Source organism: Sporosarcina sp. P29, from assembly GCF_002743265.1.
Taxonomy (GTDB): domain Bacteria; phylum Bacillota; class Bacilli; order Bacillales_A; family Planococcaceae; genus Sporosarcina.
Genome location: NZ_PDYX01000010.1, coordinates 58,508 through 80,018, shown reverse-complemented (window position 1 = coordinate 80,018; position 21,511 = coordinate 58,508). Strand labels below are relative to the sequence as shown.

At 41.3% G+C, this 21,511-nt stretch carries 23 protein-coding genes and 1 other annotated feature (1 of these 24 only partly in view); of the genes, 15 read left to right on the top strand and 8 right to left on the bottom strand.

The genetic code is table 11. The features are described 5' to 3' along the window. Nucleotides 1-16, top strand: a binding site (T-box leader) (it extends 224 nt beyond the left edge of the window). A 59-nt stretch (nucleotides 17-75) separates the two neighbouring features. Continuing rightward, the gene (locus CSV68_RS10415; protein ID WP_099662084.1) at nucleotides 76-1,662 is read left to right on the top strand and encodes a 2-isopropylmalate synthase; all 1,587 of its coding nucleotides are present in this window, start codon (nucleotides 76-78) and stop codon (nucleotides 1,660-1,662) included. 47 nt (nucleotides 1,663-1,709) lie between these two features. Here the strand turns inward: CSV68_RS10415 and yedF are convergent, their stop codons facing one another. The 7 genes from yedF to CSV68_RS10380 all read right to left on the bottom strand — a co-directional run bounded on the left by yedF (nucleotide 1,710) and on the right by CSV68_RS10380 (nucleotide 8,279). Further along, on the bottom strand, nucleotides 1,710-1,949 hold the full coding sequence (gene yedF, locus CSV68_RS10410; protein ID WP_199168481.1) for a sulfurtransferase-like selenium metabolism protein YedF: 240 nt from the start codon (nucleotides 1,947-1,949) through the stop codon (nucleotides 1,710-1,712). Then, a complete protein-coding gene (gene yedE / locus CSV68_RS10405; protein WP_099634285.1) occupies nucleotides 1,939-3,147 on the bottom strand; it encodes a selenium metabolism membrane protein YedE/FdhT in 1,209 nt (402 codons plus the stop codon). The genes yedF and yedE overlap by 11 nt, the downstream gene beginning before the upstream one ends. A gap of 133 nt (nucleotides 3,148-3,280) precedes the next feature. Further along, nucleotides 3,281-3,850, bottom strand: coding sequence for a nitroreductase family protein (locus tag CSV68_RS10400; RefSeq protein WP_099634284.1), 570 nt, complete (start codon nucleotides 3,848-3,850; stop codon nucleotides 3,281-3,283). A gap of 117 nt (nucleotides 3,851-3,967) precedes the next feature. After that, nucleotides 3,968-5,500: an AbgT family transporter gene (locus CSV68_RS10395; RefSeq protein ID WP_099634283.1), complete on the bottom strand. Its 1,533-nt coding sequence runs from the start codon at nucleotides 5,498-5,500 to the stop codon at nucleotides 3,968-3,970. A gap of 230 nt (nucleotides 5,501-5,730) precedes the next feature. Continuing rightward, the gene (locus tag CSV68_RS10390) at nucleotides 5,731-6,777 is read right to left on the bottom strand and encodes an LLM class flavin-dependent oxidoreductase (RefSeq protein ID WP_233192902.1); all 1,047 of its coding nucleotides are present in this window, start codon (nucleotides 6,775-6,777) and stop codon (nucleotides 5,731-5,733) included. A gap of 79 nt (nucleotides 6,778-6,856) precedes the next feature. Continuing rightward, nucleotides 6,857-7,699 carry a YitT family protein gene (locus tag CSV68_RS10385; protein ID WP_099634282.1) on the bottom strand — a complete coding sequence of 281 codons (843 nt, stop codon included), beginning with the start codon at nucleotides 7,697-7,699 and terminating at the stop codon, nucleotides 6,857-6,859. 145 nt (nucleotides 7,700-7,844) lie between these two features. Next, complete coding sequence (locus tag CSV68_RS10380; RefSeq protein WP_099662083.1) at nucleotides 7,845-8,279, bottom strand: putative periplasmic lipoprotein; 435 nt, start codon at nucleotides 8,277-8,279, stop codon at nucleotides 7,845-7,847. Nucleotides 8,280-8,413: 134 nt separating this feature from the next. Here CSV68_RS10380 and CSV68_RS10375 point away from each other — a divergent pair, with 134 nt between their 5' ends. The 14 genes from CSV68_RS10375 to CSV68_RS10310 all read left to right on the top strand — a co-directional run bounded on the left by CSV68_RS10375 (nucleotide 8,414) and on the right by CSV68_RS10310 (nucleotide 20,611). After that, nucleotides 8,414-9,319, top strand: a complete 906-nt coding sequence (locus CSV68_RS10375; protein ID WP_099662082.1) for a DMT family transporter — start codon at nucleotides 8,414-8,416, stop codon at nucleotides 9,317-9,319. Nucleotides 9,320-9,418: 99 nt separating this feature from the next. Next, a complete protein-coding gene (locus CSV68_RS10370) occupies nucleotides 9,419-10,111 on the top strand; it encodes a GntR family transcriptional regulator (RefSeq protein ID WP_099662081.1) in 693 nt (230 codons plus the stop codon). Nucleotides 10,112-10,350: 239 nt separating this feature from the next. After that, nucleotides 10,351-10,773 carry a phosphonate C-P lyase system protein PhnG gene (phnG, locus tag CSV68_RS10365; protein WP_099662080.1) on the top strand — a complete coding sequence of 141 codons (423 nt, stop codon included), beginning with the start codon at nucleotides 10,351-10,353 and terminating at the stop codon, nucleotides 10,771-10,773. A gap of 35 nt (nucleotides 10,774-10,808) precedes the next feature. Next, nucleotides 10,809-11,405, top strand: a complete 597-nt coding sequence (gene phnH, locus CSV68_RS10360; RefSeq protein ID WP_099662079.1) for a phosphonate C-P lyase system protein PhnH — start codon at nucleotides 10,809-10,811, stop codon at nucleotides 11,403-11,405. After that, a complete protein-coding gene (locus CSV68_RS10355; RefSeq protein WP_099662078.1) occupies nucleotides 11,406-12,521 on the top strand; it encodes a carbon-phosphorus lyase complex subunit PhnI in 1,116 nt (371 codons plus the stop codon). Next, entirely contained in the window at nucleotides 12,511-13,377 is an 867-nt protein-coding gene (locus tag CSV68_RS10350) for an alpha-D-ribose 1-methylphosphonate 5-phosphate C-P-lyase PhnJ (RefSeq protein ID WP_099662077.1), read from the top strand. Before CSV68_RS10355 ends, CSV68_RS10350 begins: the two co-directional genes overlap by 11 nt. Beyond that, nucleotides 13,370-14,209, top strand: a complete 840-nt coding sequence (locus tag CSV68_RS10345) for an ATP-binding cassette domain-containing protein (protein WP_099662076.1) — start codon at nucleotides 13,370-13,372, stop codon at nucleotides 14,207-14,209. The genes CSV68_RS10350 and CSV68_RS10345 overlap by 8 nt, the downstream gene beginning before the upstream one ends. A 14-nt stretch (nucleotides 14,210-14,223) precedes the next feature. Next, nucleotides 14,224-15,405 carry a phosphonate metabolism protein PhnM gene (phnM, locus tag CSV68_RS10340; protein ID WP_099662075.1) on the top strand — a complete coding sequence of 394 codons (1,182 nt, stop codon included), beginning with the start codon at nucleotides 14,224-14,226 and terminating at the stop codon, nucleotides 15,403-15,405. 26 nt (nucleotides 15,406-15,431) lie between these two features. Next, a complete protein-coding gene (locus CSV68_RS10335) occupies nucleotides 15,432-16,157 on the top strand; it encodes a phosphonate C-P lyase system protein PhnL (protein ID WP_099662074.1) in 726 nt (241 codons plus the stop codon). Further along, nucleotides 16,147-16,944 carry a PHP domain-containing protein gene (locus tag CSV68_RS10330; RefSeq protein WP_099662093.1) on the top strand — a complete coding sequence of 266 codons (798 nt, stop codon included), beginning with the start codon at nucleotides 16,147-16,149 and terminating at the stop codon, nucleotides 16,942-16,944. Before CSV68_RS10335 ends, CSV68_RS10330 begins: the two co-directional genes overlap by 11 nt. Before the next feature lie 113 nt (nucleotides 16,945-17,057). Further along, complete coding sequence (locus CSV68_RS10325; RefSeq protein ID WP_099662073.1) at nucleotides 17,058-18,101, top strand: PhnD/SsuA/transferrin family substrate-binding protein; 1,044 nt, start codon at nucleotides 17,058-17,060, stop codon at nucleotides 18,099-18,101. Between the two features lie 77 nt (nucleotides 18,102-18,178). Further along, nucleotides 18,179-18,961: a phosphonate ABC transporter ATP-binding protein gene (gene phnC / locus CSV68_RS10320; RefSeq protein ID WP_099662072.1), complete on the top strand. Its 783-nt coding sequence runs from the start codon at nucleotides 18,179-18,181 to the stop codon at nucleotides 18,959-18,961. 13 nt (nucleotides 18,962-18,974) lie between these two features. Beyond that, nucleotides 18,975-19,763: a PhnE/PtxC family ABC transporter permease gene (locus CSV68_RS10315; protein ID WP_483315677.1), complete on the top strand. Its 789-nt coding sequence runs from the start codon at nucleotides 18,975-18,977 to the stop codon at nucleotides 19,761-19,763. After that, nucleotides 19,763-20,611: an ABC transporter permease subunit gene (locus CSV68_RS10310; protein ID WP_099662071.1), complete on the top strand. Its 849-nt coding sequence runs from the start codon at nucleotides 19,763-19,765 to the stop codon at nucleotides 20,609-20,611. Before CSV68_RS10315 ends, CSV68_RS10310 begins: the two co-directional genes overlap by 1 nt. 168 nt (nucleotides 20,612-20,779) lie before the next feature. Here the strand turns inward: CSV68_RS10310 and CSV68_RS10305 are convergent, their stop codons facing one another. Further along, entirely contained in the window at nucleotides 20,780-21,430 is a 651-nt protein-coding gene (locus CSV68_RS10305) for an SDR family oxidoreductase (protein WP_099662070.1), read from the bottom strand. Nucleotides 21,431-21,511 lie beyond the last annotated feature (81 nt).

Genomic DNA, 21,511 nt, shown 5'->3' with positions numbered 1-21,511 from the left:
TAACCTCGTCTCTATATTTCAATATAGAGACGGGGTTTTTTGTATTTATTTTTTTAAAAAAAGGAGTGCAAAGAGTTGAGCAGAAAAATTTGGGTTTTTGATACAACATTACGTGATGGAGAACAGGTACCTGGTGCTAAATTAAATCTTTATGAAAAAGTAGAGATTGCACAGCAATTAAAGAAGCTTGGTGTCGATATTATCGAAGCTGGTTTTCCTGCTTCATCCCAAGGTGATTTTGAGGCAGTGAAGGCTGTTGCGCAGAAGGTAGGCAATACAAATGACATCATAATCACAGCATTGGCACGCGCGGTGCAGGCAGATATCGATTCGGTTTATCAAGCAGTGAAGTATGCAGAAAATCCAATGATTCATATGGTGCTGGGAACTTCTGATATTCACGTGGAGAAAAAATTCAATAAATCAAAGGACCAAATCCTTCAAATAGGTGTAGATGCGGTGAAATATGCAAAAACATTAATGCCACAAGTACAGTATTCAACAGAAGATGCTTCACGCTCGGAGTTCGAGTATTTATGGCATACAATCGAATCCGTCATGAAGGCGGGTGCAACAATGATCAACGTACCTGATACAGTAGGCTTTGCAGAGCCTGAGGAATTCGGTGCGATGATCTATAAATTAAACGACCGCATGAAAAATCTGGATCCAGATGTCTTATTAAGTGTTCACTGTCATAATGATCTAGGAATGGCGACAGCAAACACATTAGCGGCAGTCAAGAATGGTGCGGATAAAGTAGAGTGTACAATTAACGGGATTGGGGAACGTGCAGGAAATGCTGCGCTTGAAGAAGTGGTCATGGCATTGAAAACGAGAAGCTCGATTTATAATGTCAGCACACAAATCAATACAAAAGAAATTATGAAAACTTCACGTCTTGTATCTAGCTTCATGGGATTGGATGTGCAGGTGAACAAGGCGATTACGGGAGATAATGCATTTGCACATTCTTCAGGAATACACCAAGATGGCTTATTAAAATCTCGCGATGCATATGAAATTGTTCATCCAGAAGACGTCGGACTGGACGATATGGAATTGATTTTGACGGCGAGATCAGGACGCCACGCGGTGAGAAATGCACTTGAAAAACTAGGGTTTACCCATATGAAGCCTGAAGAATTCGAAGGGATATTTGCAGGGTTCCTAACATTGGCAGATATGAAGAAGGAGGTATACGATCATGATCTATATGTAATTGTTGAAAACTATCATGAAAAGCATGATAAAGAGAACGTGACCAATTATAGTGATCATTTCTTTGAATTCGAAGATCTGCAAGTCGTCAGCAACTCTAGTTTCCCTTCAGCTAGCGTCAAGATTCGTAAAGGGGAAGAAGTCTTCAAGTCGAGTGCTGTTGGAACGGGGCCAATCGATGCATTGTATTCAGCAATTGCTGAAATTACAAAGATTCAAGTGAAATTAATTGGCTATGATATTAGTAGCGTATCACGCGGCAAAGACGCGTTAGGAAAAGTGAAAATCACCATTGCATACGAAGGAGAAAATTATATCGCGAAAGCCGCAGACACAGATATTTTGAAAGCAAGTGCATTGGCTTACATGAATGCGATCAATAGTGTAATCGTAGCAAAGATAAAGGGAACATCTGCACAAAAACTAACTGTAAATATTTAAAGTGAAATGAAAAAGGCAACTATCCTTTCAAGGATAGTTGCCTTTTTTCATGCGTAAATATGAAATAAATATTCCTGGCCATTCTTAACGGGGTCTTGTGCAAATTTGTAACCGTGAGCAATCGCTTCCTCGGGTACATTGCGGAAAGAGCCCGGGCAGTCGGTGATGACTTGTAGCATTTCTCCCTTATTCATACCTTCAAGTGTTTCCAATGTGTAAATAACAGGGTAGGGACACGACTCACCGCGAAGGTCGAGTGTGAAATCCGCTTCCAATTTAGCTTGCATGTATATTCATTCCTCTCTTAATTGCTAATTTACGGTGGTAGCGTTTTTCTCCATATACCGTTAATGCATAAAGTCCTCCAAGCATTAGCAGTGTGGCAGAAATTGCACCAATCGGTCCGAATGTATCGAGTAGATTGATTTTTGCTCCACCCTTGACCAGTACATTATAGACGCCGAGATGATCCCAAGCATAGGCAAGGAACGTAGCACCGATGATATTGCCCGCAAAGACGGGTAAAAAAAGCAACTGGCCTTCCATCAAGCGATACATCATTCCTGTTTCACAGCCTGACGCCATCACGATACCTAGTCCGAATAATGCACCACCTACAAACGTACTAAGTGCTGCGATTTGTGTGACCGGCGTTAAATCATAGATTGAAATGACAATGATCGTCAAAATAGAACTGACAGCCATTCCTACAATAATTGCTTTCGCCATAATGCTTCGTCCGACAAGAAATAAATCACGGAATGCAGAAGTGAAACAAATTTGTCCACGTTCAATTAGAATACCGAAGGCGAGTCCAAACAGTGCGCCTAAACCAAGCAGTTTTTGTCCCGACGTGAAGAAGTACATAGTGAGCCCGATGTAAAGTACGGCAATCACTACACCAATATACGGCTGGATTATACGTTTTTTTAGTTGTGTCGGCTTTGCATTCCCTCGAATTAATGAAGGTTTACCTTTCCACCAGCGTGTTTTCGTTAATTTGGCTCCAAAGAAAGTACCAATACCTGTTGCTACTATAAAAATCCAAGAGTGAAAAGAGAATTGCGGAACACCTGTGAAGAATGCGGCTAAGTTACAGCCGAGTGCTAGACGCGCCCCGAATCCCGCGATGATTCCACCAATTAAACCTTGTACGTAGCGCCGCTTTTGCTGTGGCAGACGGATTTTGAAGCTATTACTAAGCAACACCATAATGAGTGCGCCTGCGAACATTCCCCAGACAATCCAGCCATCTGGTCTGTTCCATGTGGCTCCTTGTAGATGTACCATATCAAAGTATTGCCAGCCCGAGATATCGACTCCGAATACTAACAGGAGGTCGCCTCCAAGTCTTGTGAATTCACCAGTTACTGCCCAGACAGTAGAAGTTAATCCGAAATACAAAGCACTAAGAATACCTGCTAGTAATAATACGAGGTAGGGGTTCCAATAGTGTTGGAAAATAGGTTGAATGATTCTTTTCATATGTAGTTGCCCCTTATAAAAGTTCTTTTTCTAGTGTATTCTTAATTGTGCAGAAATCAAGTGATTATTTACATTGAGTGATAGAAAAAGCACGATTACCTGCTCCCATTAAGGAAATTGGTAATCGCGCAGTTCATTCATCAATAACAGTCAGTACATTACGTATATCCATACGATCCTCTGGTTTAGGCACATGTTTTGGATAGCCGATCATTAACGTTCCGACAATCTTTTCGTCTGACTTCACACCGATAGCATCTTTAAATACCGGATCATGTGTCCAGTCATTCGTGCGCCAAATCATGCCAATACCGCGTTCCCATGCAGCCAATTGAAAGTTCTGTATCATCGTAGAAATCGCAGCATAGTCTTCATCCCAACGTTTTTTACGTGTATCTTCTGGCATAATGACGACTAAATGCAAAGGGATTTTGCGGAAGTACGCCGCTTTTACCTGTGCTTTATCAGGTATGTTCCCATCACTTTCTTGGGACGTCAAAAATGCGCCTATAAATTTCTCTTTGCCTTCATCAACATATAACTGAAAACGCCAAGGCTCAGTTAATTTATGATTGGGTGCCCATTTTGCGACGTTGAGTAATTCGATTAGTTCATCTATATCGATCGGGTCTGTTTTAAACTTCTTAATGGAACGTCTACCCATGATCGACTTCTCTACAGCATTCTTTGCTTCATAACCCATAAATAAAAACTCCTTTTGATAGATAGAATCATTCTAAATGAAAACCATTATCAACTACTATACTATCATAAAAAACCCCGTAAGAGCAAAGGATGCACTTAGGGGGTAGTGGTTGTCTTATTTTAAGTAATAAATAGGGGAGCCGGGTCCAAGATCGATCCCTAGCAACATCCAAATAATTAACGTTACGCTCCAGAATAGTAAGAAGAACATGGAATAGGGGAACATAACGGAAACGAGCGTCCCGATTCCCATCTTCTTATCGTACTTCTGTGCAAAGGCGATGATGATCGCAAAATAGGTCATGAGCGGTGAGATGATATTAGTTGAAGAATCCGCCACTCGATACGCCATTTGCGTCAATTCAGGAGAATAGCCTAGCTGCATCATAATCGGTACGAACACCGGTGCCATCATAGCCCATTTCGCAGATGCGCTACCGATGAACAAGTTGATGAACGCCGCAATAAGGATGAACATCAGTAACAAAGGAATCCCTGTTAAACTAATACTGTCAAGGAAGTTTGCGCCGTAAACACCTAGCACCAAGCCCATATTGGACTCGGAGAAGAATGCGACGAACTGACTTGCTGTGAATGACAGGACGATAAACATACCCATTGCTGACATTGTTGTCGACATCATGGCAGCTACGTCTTTGTCATTACGAATTAATTTCGTTACTCTACCGTATACAAGACCCGGCACAAAGAACATAAAGGCAATGATCGGCACGAGCGATTTCATGAAAGGTGATTTGATGATCGGCATATCTGCTTCATCCCCACGCAACGGAGCACCAGGGAATACAACAAGAAGTGCAACCAATGCTCCTGCAACAACGACAGAAACACCTGCTAAAATCAAACCTTTCTTTTCAAGACGAGTTAGCTTTTCTACTTTTTCACGGAATTCACCGTTATATTCGCCAAGACGTGGTTCTACGATTTTTTCTGTGACCCATGCACCGACGAATGTCAAAACGATAACAGAAAATGCGATGAAGTAGTAGTTCATGGCAATATTCATACCTTCTGCATATTCGGGATTGATAATCGCTGCGGACATGATCGTCAATTCACCAAGTAATGCATCGGTACCCGATAGTAGCAAGTTGGCACTGAATCCACCCGAGACCCCGGCAAAGGCAGCTGCTAGACCCGCAAGAGGGTGTCTTCCGAGTGCTGCGAACAATACCGCACCTAGTGGCGGCAAGACAACGTAGCCTGCGTCAGACGCTACACTCGACATAACCCCTGCAAATACTAATCCTAGCGTGATCATGCGTTTTGGAACAGACATTACAAAGCCGCGAAGTAAAGCACTGATTAATCCTGAACCTTCTGCGACACCAATACCAAGCATCGTGATGAGCACGACGCCAAGCGGTGCGAAACCGATAAAGTTATCGGTCATATTCGTAATGATGTAATGAATACCTTCACTACTCAATAAGTTATTTACTTCAATCATTTCGCCTTCTTTACCTGGATGCTCTGCACTAACACCGAAGTAAGAGACGACTGCCGAGATGACGATTACCAATAAAGCCAAAACAGCGAATAATGTAACCGGATGTGGCAATCGGTTACCGGTTTTCTCAATCATATCCAAAAACTTTTGGAAAAATCCTTTTTTCTGTTTATCCATGATAATCTCCTCCCACTAGAAAAATACTATTCAATCCATCACGAAAAGGTATAAATTTTTCAGATATTATCAAGTATATAGAAGAACTCCGTTGAGTGAAATGCTTTATTGAAATAATTAAATTGGAAGATAGTTGCGACTCTTGGGAGGAGTGCGAATAGTATAAAATCACGATGAAAAACCCACCACATTTTGGGTGGGAAGGTGTGTGCAAATAATACGTTCTTACTTCACTTAGGTAAATTTCTCGCTAATTGAAAAGCTTTGGCAATCAGATGGAATGACTGTTCTCTCGCTTGTGTATCCGGAATCATATTTAAAATCATGATTTCATCGACCATCGCTTCTTCTGCAAGTGACTCGAGCTGTTCTTTTACTTGGGAGGGAGTACCAATGACAAAGCGTCCATCATTTTCTTTCGTGACGGCATCTTCTGCAGTTGAGAAAGAATGTGAAATGGCATCTTCGAGGGACGGTGGTGGCAATTTGTAATTTCCGGTTCCCCAACGTGCCCATTGTAACTGTGCAGGAAGTGCGAGTTGACGTGCACGTTCTTCTGTATCGGCACAAACTACGATCAAAGCTAGAATTCCCTTTGGTTTACTCAAGAATTGTGATGGCTTAAATCGTTCCCGGTATGTTCGCAGCATAGGGATGGCTAACTTCGGGTTAATATGTGCAGCGAATGCAAAGCCAAGTCCATATTCAGCGGCAAACTGCATACCTCCGTCACTTGATCCGAGCATGAACAAATCAGGTATGGATTCTTCTGCTGTGGCACTGATTTTGCTAAACGGGTGCTCGTCGGGGAAGTTATTCGTGAAAAATGCCAATAACTCTGCGAACTGTTCAGGGAAGTCATATGTTGTCACGGCTTCTCGTGAGCGTCTTAATGCCAAAGCAGTCATACCATCAGTTCCTGGGGCACGTCCAATGCCAAGGTCGATGCGCCCCGGATGCAATGATTCCAGCAATGAAAAGTTTTCCACAACTTTCAATGGACTATGATTGGGTAGCATGACTCCACCTGAACCCACGCGAATGCGATTCGTGTGAGCTGCAGCGTGTGCTGCCAGCAAGTCGGGAGAAGAACTTACTTGGAATTTTGTATTGTGATGTTCCGCAAACCAATAGCGTGTATAACCGAGTCGATCTGCTAATTGAACCAAGTCAGTGGAATGTTTCAATGTTTGTCTAGCCGTTTCATTATTATAAATTGTCGCTAAATCAAGAATAGATAATTGTATAGGCGGTCGTTTGTCCATAGATTTTGACAAAGTAACTACCTCCTTTACTTGTAATGGTATAGGAGGTAGTTCAAGATGTTAAGGGAAATGAACTAGTAGAAATTATAATTTATTTTGGTCGTCTTTCCTTAAATCCGCGCTTGAAAATTTCTTGTACATTATTGATGGTAACGTATGCATCTTCGTCTACCCGCTCCAAAATACGTCTTAACTGTACGATTTCTGTTTGGTTAATAATAATGTACAATATGGCTTGTTTCTCGAGCGTATAACCGCCGCGTCCATCAAGAATGGTTACGCCTCTGCCCATGGTTGTGAGTAATTCTTGTCGAATATCCTCTTGATGTTTCGAAATAATCATTACGGCTTTTCGGTCATCTGCACCGTCTACGATTTTATCAATTACTTTAGCCCCCACGTACACAGCAACGAGCGTAAACATCGCTTTTTCCTTCCCGATAACAAAGGCAGACAACAAAATGACGGAAATATCAATGACGAGCATCGCTTTTCCAACACTCCAGCCAAGCCACTGCTGAAGCATCCGAGCCACAGTAGTTGCACCCCCGGAAGTACCGCCAACACGGAAGATCATTCCGAGACCACCACCAACAAATAAACCTGCAAATAATGCGGCAAGTAATGTATCACTACCTAACTGTTCTCCCCAATTCTTCGTTAGCTCAAGGAAAATGGACGAGAATATGATGGTGATGACGGTATAGATAATCGTTCGTTTACTGAAGAATTTGTACCCAATCGCGACCAGTGCTAAGTTGATTATGAAACTGACAAGTCCAGGTGACCATTCGAATAAATAGTATGTAATGATAGTAATCCCGATAACGCCGCCTTCAGATAGCATATTCGGAATGGCAAAGTAGTTAATTCCGATTGCAAATATGAATGATCCAAATATTAAAGCGGCATAATCTATTATTTTTCGTTGCATTCAATCCCCTCTTTCCGAAAAAGCGACATACAATCGTATGTCGCTTCTGTCCTTTTTGCGGCTCTTTCTCTGTAAATGTACTATACCTCTAGGATCTATTGTCAAAGCGTGTAAATTTACCGGTTCTGGTTGATTCTTTCAGTTTTCAGTCCGCATCAATGAAAATCCCTTTAATAACAGGTACATCCCCATCGTCTTTCCCGTCATACGTACCGTAAACGGAAACGTCGAAGCCTTCCAAAATATCTGTACGTTCTCCAAGTCGAATATCTTTGACGTATATGACTTCATCCTTGGATTGTTCCGCTTTGCTTTGGACAGTTAAAGTTCCTTCATTTACTCCTGTCACGGTTCCGATAAACTTCACTTTGGAATTAACAGGAACCTTGTCCTCAGCAAATGCGACATACTCATGTTCTACCGTATCTGCTTTTAGACCTTCTTCCAATCCGTCACTTGCTGGTTCTACCGGTGCAGTCTCTTCCACGGGCTCCGTTGATTCAATCGGTTCTTTCGGTTCATCATTGCTACAAGCAGCTAATAGAGCAGCAGTTATCATCATGGCAAATAGTTTTTTCATTTAAAATCGCCTCCATTAGTAATCATAAGGAATTTTTGCCAAAAAGAAAACCTTTGTCTTTGAGTAGAGTCATAAAAAAGATTGAGAGAATAGACTAGATTTAAATGATTAACCCAATTAGAAAGGATGGAGGAGTGAACAAGCTATTTACAAAATCTACCGTCGCGTTGGCAGTTTTAGTTTTGATTTGGGGCGTTAGTTGGCCAATTTACAAACTATCGATCGTGTATGCACCGCCACTATTATTCTCGGGAATGCGTGCGTTGCTTGGCGGTTGTTTGATTGTATTGCTGATTATCAAGCTACGTGACAGATTGCAATGGCGTCAGCATTGGCGGAAGTATTGTATTTCAGCTTTGTTCAACACCGTCCTGTTTTTCGGCTTGCATACAATTGGGCTACACTATTTGCCAGGCGGGCTATTTTCTGTACTTGTATATTTCCAGCCAGTCCTTCTTGGATTATTTGCTTGGATGTGGTTGGGCGAAAGTATGACGGTGATTAAAGTAACTGGCCTGCTGATTGGATTCATCGGAATTAGTGTAGTTAGTGTGGATCATTTCACTACCCAGATTTCTATAATGGGCGTGATATTAGGTATATTAACAGCATTCTTTTGGGCAATTGGTGTTGCATATGTGAAAAAGGTAAGTGAAGAAATTGATGCGTATTGGATGGTCGCGATGCAGTTTACTATAGGGGGTATAGTGCTACTTGTACTCAGTGCCATTACAGAGAGCTGGTCATCAATCGAATGGCATCCTATGTATATGTTTGGACTTGGTTTCGGTGCAACGATGGGTATCCCTGTTGCCTATATCATTTACTATTCGCTCATTCGTGCGGGAGAGGCAAGTAAGGTGGCTGTTTTCACTTTTTTAGTGCCCGTAATTTCTGTGTTTATTAGTACGGTATTTGTTGGAGAGCCCATGACACATACGTTGTGGGTAGGCTTATTGCTAGTCGTTGTCAGTATTTGCTTTGTCAATTATCGCAAGAAGGTTCCTATAACACTGTTGGATCACAAGAATAAGGAATGATGAAGGGGAAGTATAGTACAATATGATACAAAATATGTCTTCAATAACAGTTCAATAAGGGAGATGGCTGTCATATCTACGGAAAAGGAAACTATAATTATGGATGAACTAATGGAACAAATTGTTTCAAAGACATTCACATATGGGGAAAGATTACCTTCTGAAAACATTCTGGCAAAAAAACACAATGTACCAAGAATGACTGTAAGGAAGGCATTAACAAAGTTAGAAGAGCGGGGTTTTATTTATTCTAAACAAGGCAAAGGGCGATTCTTAAAAGAACAGGCGATACAAATTCAGCTTTCTCTCACGGCAGGGACGAGTTTTACTGAAAAGATGAAGGCATTAGGTTATGAATTGGAAACACGCACGATAGCTTGCGAACAAATAACATACGATGAACATATGTTTCAAGCATTAGAAACGAGGAGAACAGACGATATCTACAAAATTGGAAGATTACGTTTGATTGACGGTGAGCCAATCGCTATTCATTATTCATTTGTCAGTGCGAAGACCATTCCGAGCATTACAGAAGATTGCTTTGAAATTCAATCGATGTTTGCCTATTATAGGAAACTCGGATACAGCCAATTTGACAGCCGCAAATCGCTGCTAAGCATCACTTTTCCAACTGCAGGCGAGCAACAATTGTTATCTTGCAACAGTATGGTCCCGCTCATTATGGTTGAAAGTGACTGTGTAGACCAGAAAACCGCTAAGGTACTTGAATATACTAAAGTGTTATATCGCAGTGATAAGTTCAAGTATGATATTACAATGAATTCATAAGAGGCTGGGACATAAGTAGAAAATCTAGCTTACTAAACAAAAAGGTCAGAATAAAAACCGCGTGAAACCAAGGTTCTTAGAACTTGGTTTCACGCGTTTTTTTTCATTTTATAGGGTTTTGTCCCAGCCTCTTTTTTATGTCCAATTGTAAAGGATGTTTACAATAAGCTAACCGTATCTTAAAACACATGAACTTGGCGACAAGTTACTATTAATTTATAGAGAAGGAGGGAGCACATATGAAAAGAAGAAAAAGAACTGAAATTCTTATTCAAGAAAAAGGTCATCTTGCTAAAACTCTTGCAGAAACTATCACGGCTGTATATGGGTGTCGTGAAATTACAGCACCACAATATGGAATGACAATGATCAAAATGCGTGAAACAGCTAAGAATTCCTTATTCTATATGGGTGAAGTCCTGGTTACGGAAGCAAAAGTGGAGATTGCTAATCACATCGGCATTGGTATTGTCGCCGGTATGGATGAGGAGCTCGCTAAGCATTTGGCTATCATTGATGCGGCGTATAAAGCGGACTTGCCGGAAACTTTTTTATGGGAATCTCAGTTAATCACTGCTGAAGATGAAATTAGGAAAGAGAAGGTCAGACGACAAGCAGAATTAATCGGTACAAAAGTCAATTTTGAAACGATGGAAATATAATTACTTACTAGAAAAAAGTAGACAGGAGAGAGAGTATGGCGATTGATCAAGTACATGATTTGCAATATGTGTATCGTAAATTACTGCATAGTATGTCACGGCCAGGTACGATTTCATCCATTACAGAACCAGTGAAACGAATGGATTATTCTATTCCTTGCAGTGAAGCTTTACTTTTAACAGCCATGGCATTATTAGACGGAGAAGTTACTTTCCATATTATCTCCAATGAACACCAAGGGCTAATAGAAAAGATATCGGAATATACGTCTGCCAAATATGCATCCATTCATGAAGCGGACTTTGTCATAGTCCCTCGCGGAGACAATGAGCAAGCGATACAGCATGCAATGGAACATTGTAAAATTGGATCTCTCATCGATCCACAGCAATCTTCTACTTGGCTCGTTGAAAGTCCTATTTTACAAAATGATGGTCAAATAGTTTTAAAAGGTCCGGGGATTCAAACGGAAATACCCCTGCAAACAAGATTTTCAGAAGTGATTTGGCGAGCTCGAAATCAGCGAACAAATGAATTTCCAATGGGAATCGACTTAATTTTTATAGATCAAGCTTCACAAATTGCTTGCGTACCCAGAACAACGGCGGTTGCACATAAGGAGGTGGGATAAGTGGGTTATGTTCCTGTAAAAGGAGGCACTGAGGCGATAGATGCTTCTATTAAACGTGTAAAGTTCGAACGACTCAAAGGGCAAGAAATCCTTGAAATTGAAACCATTTTGTCGACGATGAGAGCTTTGGTTGATCAAGTCATGTCGGAGAGTAGCTTATATTCTCCGCAATTGGCGGCATTGGCTATCAAGCAGGCAGAGGGAAGTATGGAAGAAGCAGTATTCCTTATGAGAGCTCACCGATCCACCTTGCCGAGATTGTATTACAGCGAGTCAGTTGAAACGGAAGCGATGTTTGTAGAACGAAGAATTTCTGCGAGCTTTAAAGATATACCAGGCGGTCAATTACTGGGTGCTACGTATGACTACACACATCGGCTTCTGGATTTTGATTTGATCAATGAGGATAAAGCCGGTAATACACATTGGTTGCAAAGCTATGCCGAAGAATTTCATGAGTTGAAGGTGGAAGAAACGATTGAGCGCTATCCGAAAGTTGTAGAGTACCTTCGTAAAGAAGGATTGTTTGAACGATATGAACTGGACAATACAGAACCTGAAGATATTACGAAACAGAGTTTGGAGTTTCCGGCTAGCCGCAGTGCAAGATTGCAAGTTCTAACCCGCGGGCAAACAGGTGCACTCACTTCGTTAGCATATGCTTCGTTGCGCGGATATGGAGAAGTCCATCCTACTGTAGGTGAAGTACGTGTAGGTTCGCTGCCGATTTATGTTAAGCATCCGAATGAAGAAGACGGTTCAGAGGACGAAGATTTTTACATCGGTGACATTCAAGTAACCGAAGTAGAATCATTTGTGCCTGTCAATGTGAAGAATGAAAACAATGAGGATGAACTGGAATTTGAGATTGGATATGGGATTTGTTATGGACAAAATGAAACCAAAACGATTGCTATGAGTATTCTCGATCAGTGCCTAGAACATCGAAATGATGAATTTCCAACACATGATGAAGAATTTGTACTGCTACACATTGATTCAGTGGAATCCAGCGGGTTTATTTCCCACTTGAAGCTACCGCATTACGTGACGTTCCAATCTAAATTGGACAGTATCCGGCAAGTGAAGAAAGGAGTGCAGATCAATGAAAGCTAACACGCATTTTGCTTTTTTCGATGAAGGTTCAAAAAAGGAAATTCGTCGCGCTACTCTAAAAGCTGTAGCCATCCCAGGTTATCAAGTGCCATTTGCTTCTAGGGAAATGCCCATTGCAAGAGGTTGGGGAACAGGTGGTTTGCAGCTTACACTTTCTCTAATTGGACAAACAGATGTCTTAAAAGTGATCGACCAAGGCTCCGATGAATCGGTCAATGCAGTGAGTATTAAAAAACTAGTTCAAGATACAACAGGTGTTCAGCTGACGGAGTGTACAGAGGAAGCAGACATTATTCAATCAAGGCATAGGATTCCTGAATGTTCATTGACGAAAGAACAAATTCTGGTGTTACAAGTCCCGATACCAGAACCATTGCGTGCCATTGAAGCTAGGGAGTATGTGACAAAAAATATGCATGCGGAAGATGACTATAGTGGTGCTTGGCTGATGTTGTTCGAGCAAATTATGAAGTTTGGAAAAACAGCGACAACCGCTGATCATCCTGTGTCCGTTCACGACCGTTATGTAATGGCACCAAGCCCAATTCCAAGATTCGATAATCCAAAAATGGATCATTCTGAAGCATTGATCCTTCTCGGAGCAGGAAGGGAAAAGAAAATTTATGCTGTACCGCCCTATACATCCGTCAAATCGTTAGCTTTTGATGATTATCCATTTACTGTTGAATCATTTGTAGGGGCTCATTGTCATTTGTGTGGAGCAAGAGATGTTTTCCTGGATGAACTCATAGATCACGAAAAGAGTGAAACGATTTATCAGTGCAACGATTCAGCTTATTGTATAGAACAATTAAACAAACAAGAGAAAGTCGAGGTGGAAAGCACATATGCATGAAAAACCGATTTTACGGGTTGAGAATTTACGCAAACAGTATGGTACGGGCTGTCAAGAATGCCAAGATAAAGAACGAAATAGTGTAGAGAAAAATTACTGCAGAGCTTGTGGAACGGTCTTTGCCGTGCGAGACGTCTCTTTAGATCTTTATCGTGGAGAAATTTTGGGTATTGTTGGAGAAAGCGGAAGCGGCAAATCGACGATGATGCAGTGCTTATATTTTGATACGGACATCACATCTGGAGCTGCGTACATTAACCGACTGGGGAAAGAAAATGAAAATGTTTTCGAATTGTCTTCTCAGCAAAAGCGTATGATTCGTAATCATGATTATGGCATGGTGTATCAAAATCCAGTTCACGGACTAAAAATGAACTTTTCATCGATTGGCAACATAGCGGAAAAGTTAATTGCGGCAGGAAATCGAAATGTGTCGGATATGGAGGCAACAGGTAAAAGCTTGCTTACAAATGTTCATATTCCGTTGCATCGTATGAAAGAGGAACCTGAAAAGTTTTCGGGTGGAATGCAGCAACGCGTGCAAATTGCGAAAGCGTTATCGAATAACCCACCTATTTTATTTTTGGATGAAGTAACGACTGGGCTAGACTTGTCTGTACAAGCAAACGTACTAGATTTAATCAAAAAAATCCAAAGAGAACTACAAATCAGCATGATTGTAGTGTCACATGACTTGGCAGTGATTCGGATGTTAGCGGACCGTACAATTGTCATGTTAAATGGCGAAATAATTGAAGAAGGATTGACGGACCAAGTATTAGAAGATCCACAACATGCGTATACACAGCAATTAGTGTACTCATTACTATAGGAGGAACAGCTGACATGTATGTAATCCACAATGGGAACATCATAACAGAAAACGAAATACTTGAAGGCTTTGCGGTTGTTGTAGAAGGAGAATTCATTCAAGATATCATCCCGCAGGAAGACGTAATGAAATTTCCAGAAGCTAACCGGATTGATGCGGGAGGTGGACTTATTTCTCCCGGATTTATTGACATTCACTCTGATTATATTGAAACAATTGCATCGCCAAGACCTTCTTGCATGATGGATTTCGACATAAGTTTGCGAGAGGCTGAAAAAGTATTGATCAGTCACGGGATTACCACTATGTTTCACTCACTGTCCTTTTACGGGGAAGATGTCTTTACACAGAAAACAATGCATCATCCAAAAAATATCCAGCGTATGATCGATGCCATCCACTCAACACATGGGAATTTACACTTGATTCGTCATCGCCTACATGCGCGATTTGAGATTGACAATATGGGTGGCGTAACAAGTCTTGTGCAGAATATAGAAGATGACAAAGTCCATTTGCTTTCATTTATGGACCATACGCCGGGACAAGGCCAGTACCGTAATTTAGAAGTGTATCGTGAAACATTGAAAGGGTACCGGGATCTATCAGATTCAGACATTAATGTGCTAATCGCAGAAAGACAAACTACAGAGTTTCTAACGACTGAAAACATTAAGGAAATTGCAGAGATTGCTGCAAAGAAAGGCATTGCCATTGCCTCTCATGACGATGACAATGTTCAGAAGCTAGAATTAGTGAAAACCTTTGGTACAACCATTAGCGAATTCCCGATTACGTTGGACGTTGCAAAGAAAGCGAAAGAACTTGGCTTGCATACGATCGCGGGTGCTCCCAATGTGTTACTCGGTGGTTCGCATTCGGGCAATCTATCCGCAGCAGAAGCTATTCATCATAACTGTATAGATATTTTATGCAGCGACTATTATCCAGCCGGTCTCTTGCATGCGGTCTTTGCACTACATGAGCAATATGGCAACGATCTGCACAAAATGTTCATGATGGTTACGTTGAATCCAGCGAAAGCAGTTCGAATAGATGATGAATTGGGGTCCATTAAAATTGGAAAGAAAGCCGATCTGCTCATCATTGAAAGAATGGATGACGGCTATCCTATGTTGACGACGACAATGGTAAACGGAATGCTAATTACGAAAACTAATTACCGCACAAACTAATGTAATTGGAGAGGAGCATCATTTTGATGTCCATACTGAAAATTGTTGGATTCGGCAAACGTTTCACTATTCATCATTTAGATAAAACCATGCCAGCTACAGAAAATATTCATTTTTCCATAGGGGAGGGTGAGTTCATAGGTATTGTAGGAAAAAGCGGAAGTGGGAAATCAACTATCTTAAAAAGTATTTACCGTACGTATTTGCCGGATGAAGGGAAGATTCTATACGACTCGCAGCGCTTTGGACTTGTAGATTTGTCAAAAGTAAGCGATCGACAAATGCTGTACTTGCGTAAATATGAAATGGGATACGTATCCCAATTTTTAAATGTTATGCCAAGAACAACATGTCGACAGTTAGTGACCAATGCGTTGCTGGAGATGGGGGAATCTGAAATAACAGCCAATGTTGAAGCTGAAAAAACGTTAACTCATTTCGAACTGGATCCTAAACTGTGGGACAGTTATCCAAATACCTTCTCTGGCGGCGAAAAACTACGCTTGAACATTGCCATGGCTACAGTGAAAAAACCTAGACTATTATTGCTTGATGAGCCAACTGCTAGTTTAGATCAGCAATCAAAAGTAAAAGTTCGTGAAATGATAGAAAAACTAAAGAACAATGGAACTACGCTTGTTGGGATTTTTCACGATATTGAGTTCATGGAAGGATTATGTGACAAAGTATTCGATATGAAGACAAAAAAACTCGTGCTCGACAATAAGGTGGGTGTTGGTTCTGAAAGCTGATCTACATGTTCATAGTCATTATTCAGATGGCTCGGATTCTGTTAATACTGTTTTCCAAAAGGCTGCAGAGGCCGGCTTAACACATATTAGCTTTGTCGATCATGACACGGTAGCCGGCTGGGAAGAAATCCGAACTGTAAGTGAAGAATTTGGCATCACAGCACTACCCGGAATTGAGATATCAGCATATGACTTCCAGCGGCAACGGAAAGTACATGTGCTTGGCTACAACTATGATTCCGATGCAGTACATATCCAATCGATTTGCCAACCATTGCTAGGAAGAAGGCATGCTCATTCACTTTGGCAAATAGAGCAAATAGTAAAGGCCGGTTATTTGCTTGATAAGGAAAGAATCTTTGAATTTGCGAAATTCTCAGGAACGGTTTACAAACAACATATTATGAAAGAGCTGACGGAGGATCCTTATGCTTCAGATGCCTATCAACGATTGTATAAAGAGTTATTTAAAGGACAGGGCGTTGCATCAGGGGATATAGAATACATCGATGTCTTCGATGCGGTGGGTGCGATTAAAGCTGACGGTGGATTGGCTGTTGTTGCGCATCCAGGACAGTTGGATTCATATGATTTGATCGCTGACTTAGTAGAAGTTGGGCTTGACGGTATTGAACGCAATCACTTTGATCATACAGCGAAAGATAGTAGACAAGTTGAAGAACTGGCAGAACAGTATCATCTGTTGATGACAGGAGGCACAGATTTCCACGGTGTATTTGGGAAAGAAATTGAAGTTGGCGATATTGTGAGTCCTTCTGATTTTTAATGGATGGATAAAAGGGGGGTAAAGAGTCTGTGAAGATCCTGTAAATACTCACATTGCGTTATCTTTCTATGTTTCAATAAAGTTGATTATCCAGTTGAAGAGGAGTGAACTTGATGAAGAAACTGAATTCAGTCTTCGCAATACTTGCATCAGCCACCTTACTAATGTCTGCATGTTCAAGTAGCCAAGCGGAAGCGGAAAAAACAGAAGTCGATGACGTCATCAGTATTGTCTGGTATCCCAATGAATCGGGTAATGACATGAAAACTTCACGAGATGAAATTGGAAAAGCCATCGAGGAAACAACCGGGAAATCGGTAGAGCACAAGTTGACGACTGATTATGCAATCGCAATTGAAACGATGGTGAATAATAACGCAGACCTTGCCTACATGGGTGCGCAAGGCTATGTCCAAGCTAATAAAGGAAATGAAGCGAATATGCCGTTAGTAGTTTCCACTGGCCCGTCAGGTACATTGGATGATGCCTTATATTATAGTTGGCTTGCAGTAGACGTAGAGGATCAAGAAACCTTTAAAGTAAACGGTGAATTCTCTTTAGACACATTAGGGAAGAAAAGTATTTCGTTTGTTTCAAATAGCTCAACTTCGGGGTTTGTGATTCCTTCCTCAACGATCATTGATCATTTTGCAAACAATAAGAAATATGGAGAATTGAATTCCGAAGATCTAATGGAGGGCGGCCCCCTATTTTCACAAGTTTTATTCGGTAACTCCCATCAAGGTTCAGCAGTGAATGTATTGAATGGCAGTACAGACGTGGCGGCTTTTTGTGATACGTGTGTCGAATCTTATGTAGACGTAGTAGAAGGCGAAGAGAATGAAGTGGGATCCGTATATAAAGTGAAAAAAGATGCAGCGGAACCATTTAATCGTGTAGCCGGCAAGGAATTCATTCTAATGGAAGTAACGCCTGTACTAAACGCTCCATTTGTTGCGAATACGAATGTCCTTGGTCAAGAAGACTTTGATAAATTACAAACGCTATTCACTTCAGATGAATTTGCCAATAACGAAGAAATTTTCGTCCCGAAAGATTCTAATGCAGCAGGCTTATTCTTTAAAACGGAAGAAGAGCGTTTTGTGCCAGTTGAAGACGCTTGGTTTACCCCGGTCCGAAATCTTTTTAATGAATAAGTGAATCCAATCAGAGCGTGCATAGTATTGTACGCTTTGATTGTATATATATTCGAATAAAAGAGGAGCGAGAAGACATGTCTTTATTAACAGTAGAACAACTTGGAAAATCATATAACAATCAAACGAAAGTGTTGCAAAATGTAAACTTTGAAGTGGAAGCTGGTGAATTCATTTCGATCATCGGTCCTTCAGGCGCGGGAAAGTCCACCTTGCTTCGGTGCATCAATCGAATGGTCGACATTGATGAAGGCGCAGTAATCTTTGACGGAGCAGATGTAGGGACGTTGAATAAAAAGGAATTACGAAAGTTGCGAACAGATATAGGCATGGTTTTTCAGCATTATAATTTGGTGCCCAGATTGTCTGTCATTGAAAATGTTTTACACGGTCGATTTGGATATAAAACGACACTACAAGGAATTATGGGCAGATTTACAGAGGAAGAAAAAGAGCGAGCATTTTTCTTGTTAGAAAAACTGGGGATTGCTGATCATGCCTATAAGCGCTGTGACCAACTAAGTGGAGGACAGCAACAGCGAGTGGGAATTGCACGTGCATTGATTCAAGAACCTAAAATTGTTTTATGTGATGAGCCTATCGCTTCTCTTGATCCGAATGCTTCCAAAATCATCATGGATCATTTGAAGTCCATTACCGTGGAACTTGGGATTACATGCATCGTGAACCTGCATCAAGTTGAAGTGGCGCGTGATTATTCAGATCGTATTATAGGGCTTAGGCAGGGCCAAGTCGTCTTTGACGAGATGAGTCATCGATTGACTATGGAACGAACGGATGTCATTTACGGTACTAAGACAAAGACTGTGCCAGTAGTAAGAGAACTAGCAACGGTATGAGGAGCTAACTATTGTGAATGTAAATAAAATACGATACAAGAAAAACCAACAGATGATAGTAGTTGTCTTTCTTCTGGCTTTATTAACGTATCTTTCATCCGTGATCACAGACTTTAATATTTTACATGGATTCGCGACATTACCTGAAGCTTTTATATGGATATTTTCCAACTTGGTAGTCACTGAGGAATCACTTGAACGTATGCCGACCATTTTAGACAAATTAGTTGAAACTATCCTCATGTCTATTACAGCAACGACAACAGCTACTGTTGTATCGCTTCTCTTGGGAGTGATGGGATCAAAAGCCGTGGGGACGAGCAAGTTACTTGGTGTTTTGGCAAGGTTTATAGCATCGCTATCAAGGAATATTCCCGTGGTAGCCTGGGCATTGATTTTACTTCTATCGTTCGGGCAGAACTCTTTAACAGGATATCTCGCTTTATTCGTTGGGTCGTTCGGTTTTCTAACTCGGGCCTTCATTGAGGTCATTGACGAGTCGAGCCAAAGTGCGGTAGAAGCGTTACAAGCAACAGGTGCAACATATATTCAAATTATTATGAAAGCGGTCATTCCCGAGTGCTTGCCGCAAATGATTAGTTGGGTACTGTTTATGATTGAAACAAACATACGCAATGCTACGCTAGTAGGAATCTTGACAGGAACCGGGATCGGCTACACATTTGACTTGTATTATAAAACACTCAACTATCATGGAGTGGCGTTAGTAACTGTCAGTATCGTCTTGGCTGTCATCCTCATAGAACTACTTTCAAACCATGTACGGAAGGTGATTCTCTAATGCAAGCGACAACACATATGAAGCGACGAAGTGATGGTCGTATTAGCATAAAGTCGGGCAATCAAGTACAGCTAATACTGCAGTTAACAATCCTCATTCTAACCGTACTAACCGTCATAGCTTTCCTGTTCTTTGAATATACAGGGCTCGACATTCAACGAGCTATCCAAGAAACAGCCTATAATTTGCAGGTTATGTTTTTAGAACCCGCTATCAGTCATTTCAGTTGGGGAGAAGCCATCTATCAAGTGGGTATTACACTTGGACTTGCCTTTTTATCTACAATTCTAGGAGCCGTTCTTTCGTTCTTTCTAGCATTGACTGCAGCGACTAATTTGACCAATGAATGGATCACCAAAATAGTTCGCATTTTCTTGGCCTTTATCCGTGCTGTCCCGACGGTTTTATGGGTTTTGATCTTTGCTATTGCGGCTGGATTAGGGAGTGAAGCTGCGGTGCTTGGCATGCTTTTTCATTCAATTGCATATTTAGTAAAAGCTTTTTCTGAAGCGTTTGAGGAAGTAGACAAAGGAATTATTGAAGCATTAAGGGCTACGGGTGCGGGTTGGTGGCACATTGTAGTACACGCGATACTTCCTTCGACATTTACATATCTTATGTCTTGGACTTTTCTGCGGTTTGAAATTAACTTTGCGGTGGCGGTTGCAATGGGAGCGGCAGCCGGAGCAGGTGGTATCGGTTTCGAACTGTTTATGGCTTCAAGCTTCTACTTTGACTTGCGTGAAGTAGGGATGATTACATATATGATCCTAGTACTGGCGATCGTATTGGAGGTCATATCTACATTGCTGAAAAACCGTTATTTTCCTGCAAGTATGAAAAATTGAGTTCGCTACTTCTCCTTCCAACTGGAAGCAAAGTAGTAGTTAGAACGGTATGTATACTGAGGGCCAACTCATAGGGAGTTGGCCTTCAGTGTTTTTTGCTTTCTGGTTGTACGTGTTAGGAATTAGACAGAAAAACCTGAACGGTGAATACCGTACAGGCCACTGACTTTAGAGTGCATTAATCGCATCTTTAATCGGTGTAGAGCCACCAATTACTTGGAACTCTTTGCCGATCGTTGAGTCGTTTTCTAAACAAGCGAAGATAACTTCGGCAATATCATCACGTGGCACTTCGTTTGGTTCGACAGTAGCCGCGGCTTTTACTTTGCCTGTTCCATTGTCGTTTGTTAAAGCACCTGGATGAATCATCGTATAGTCTAGATCAGTCGAGCGTAACCATTCATCTGCATAGTGTTTTGCTACAACATATGGAGCAAATGATTCCGGTGCTTCCTGGATCGCTTTACGTGTTGTGTCGTATGAACTAATCATGATGAAACGTTTAACGTCAGCTTTCTGCGCTGCTTGGATAGTTTTAATAGCGCCGTCAAGGTCGATCATCATAGTTTTATCTGGCCCCGTTTTTGGGCCGGAGCCTGCTGTGAAGACGATCGCATCTACGCCGTCTGCTGCTTTTACGATGTCGTCCACTTCGCCTTCAAGATCTACAAGCACGGTTTCCGCACCGATTTTCTCAAAATGTTCCGCTTGCTCTTGCTTGCGGATCATGGCTTTTGCTTCCAGTGTATTGCTGTCTTGAATCAATGAAACTAACTGTTTCCCGATCTGACCGTTTGCACCTACAACTAAAACTTTCATGTATTATCATCCTTTCGATATATAAATATAATAAATGTACCTTCTTACAGTACCCGTAATATCCAAGTCCAAAACTGTACA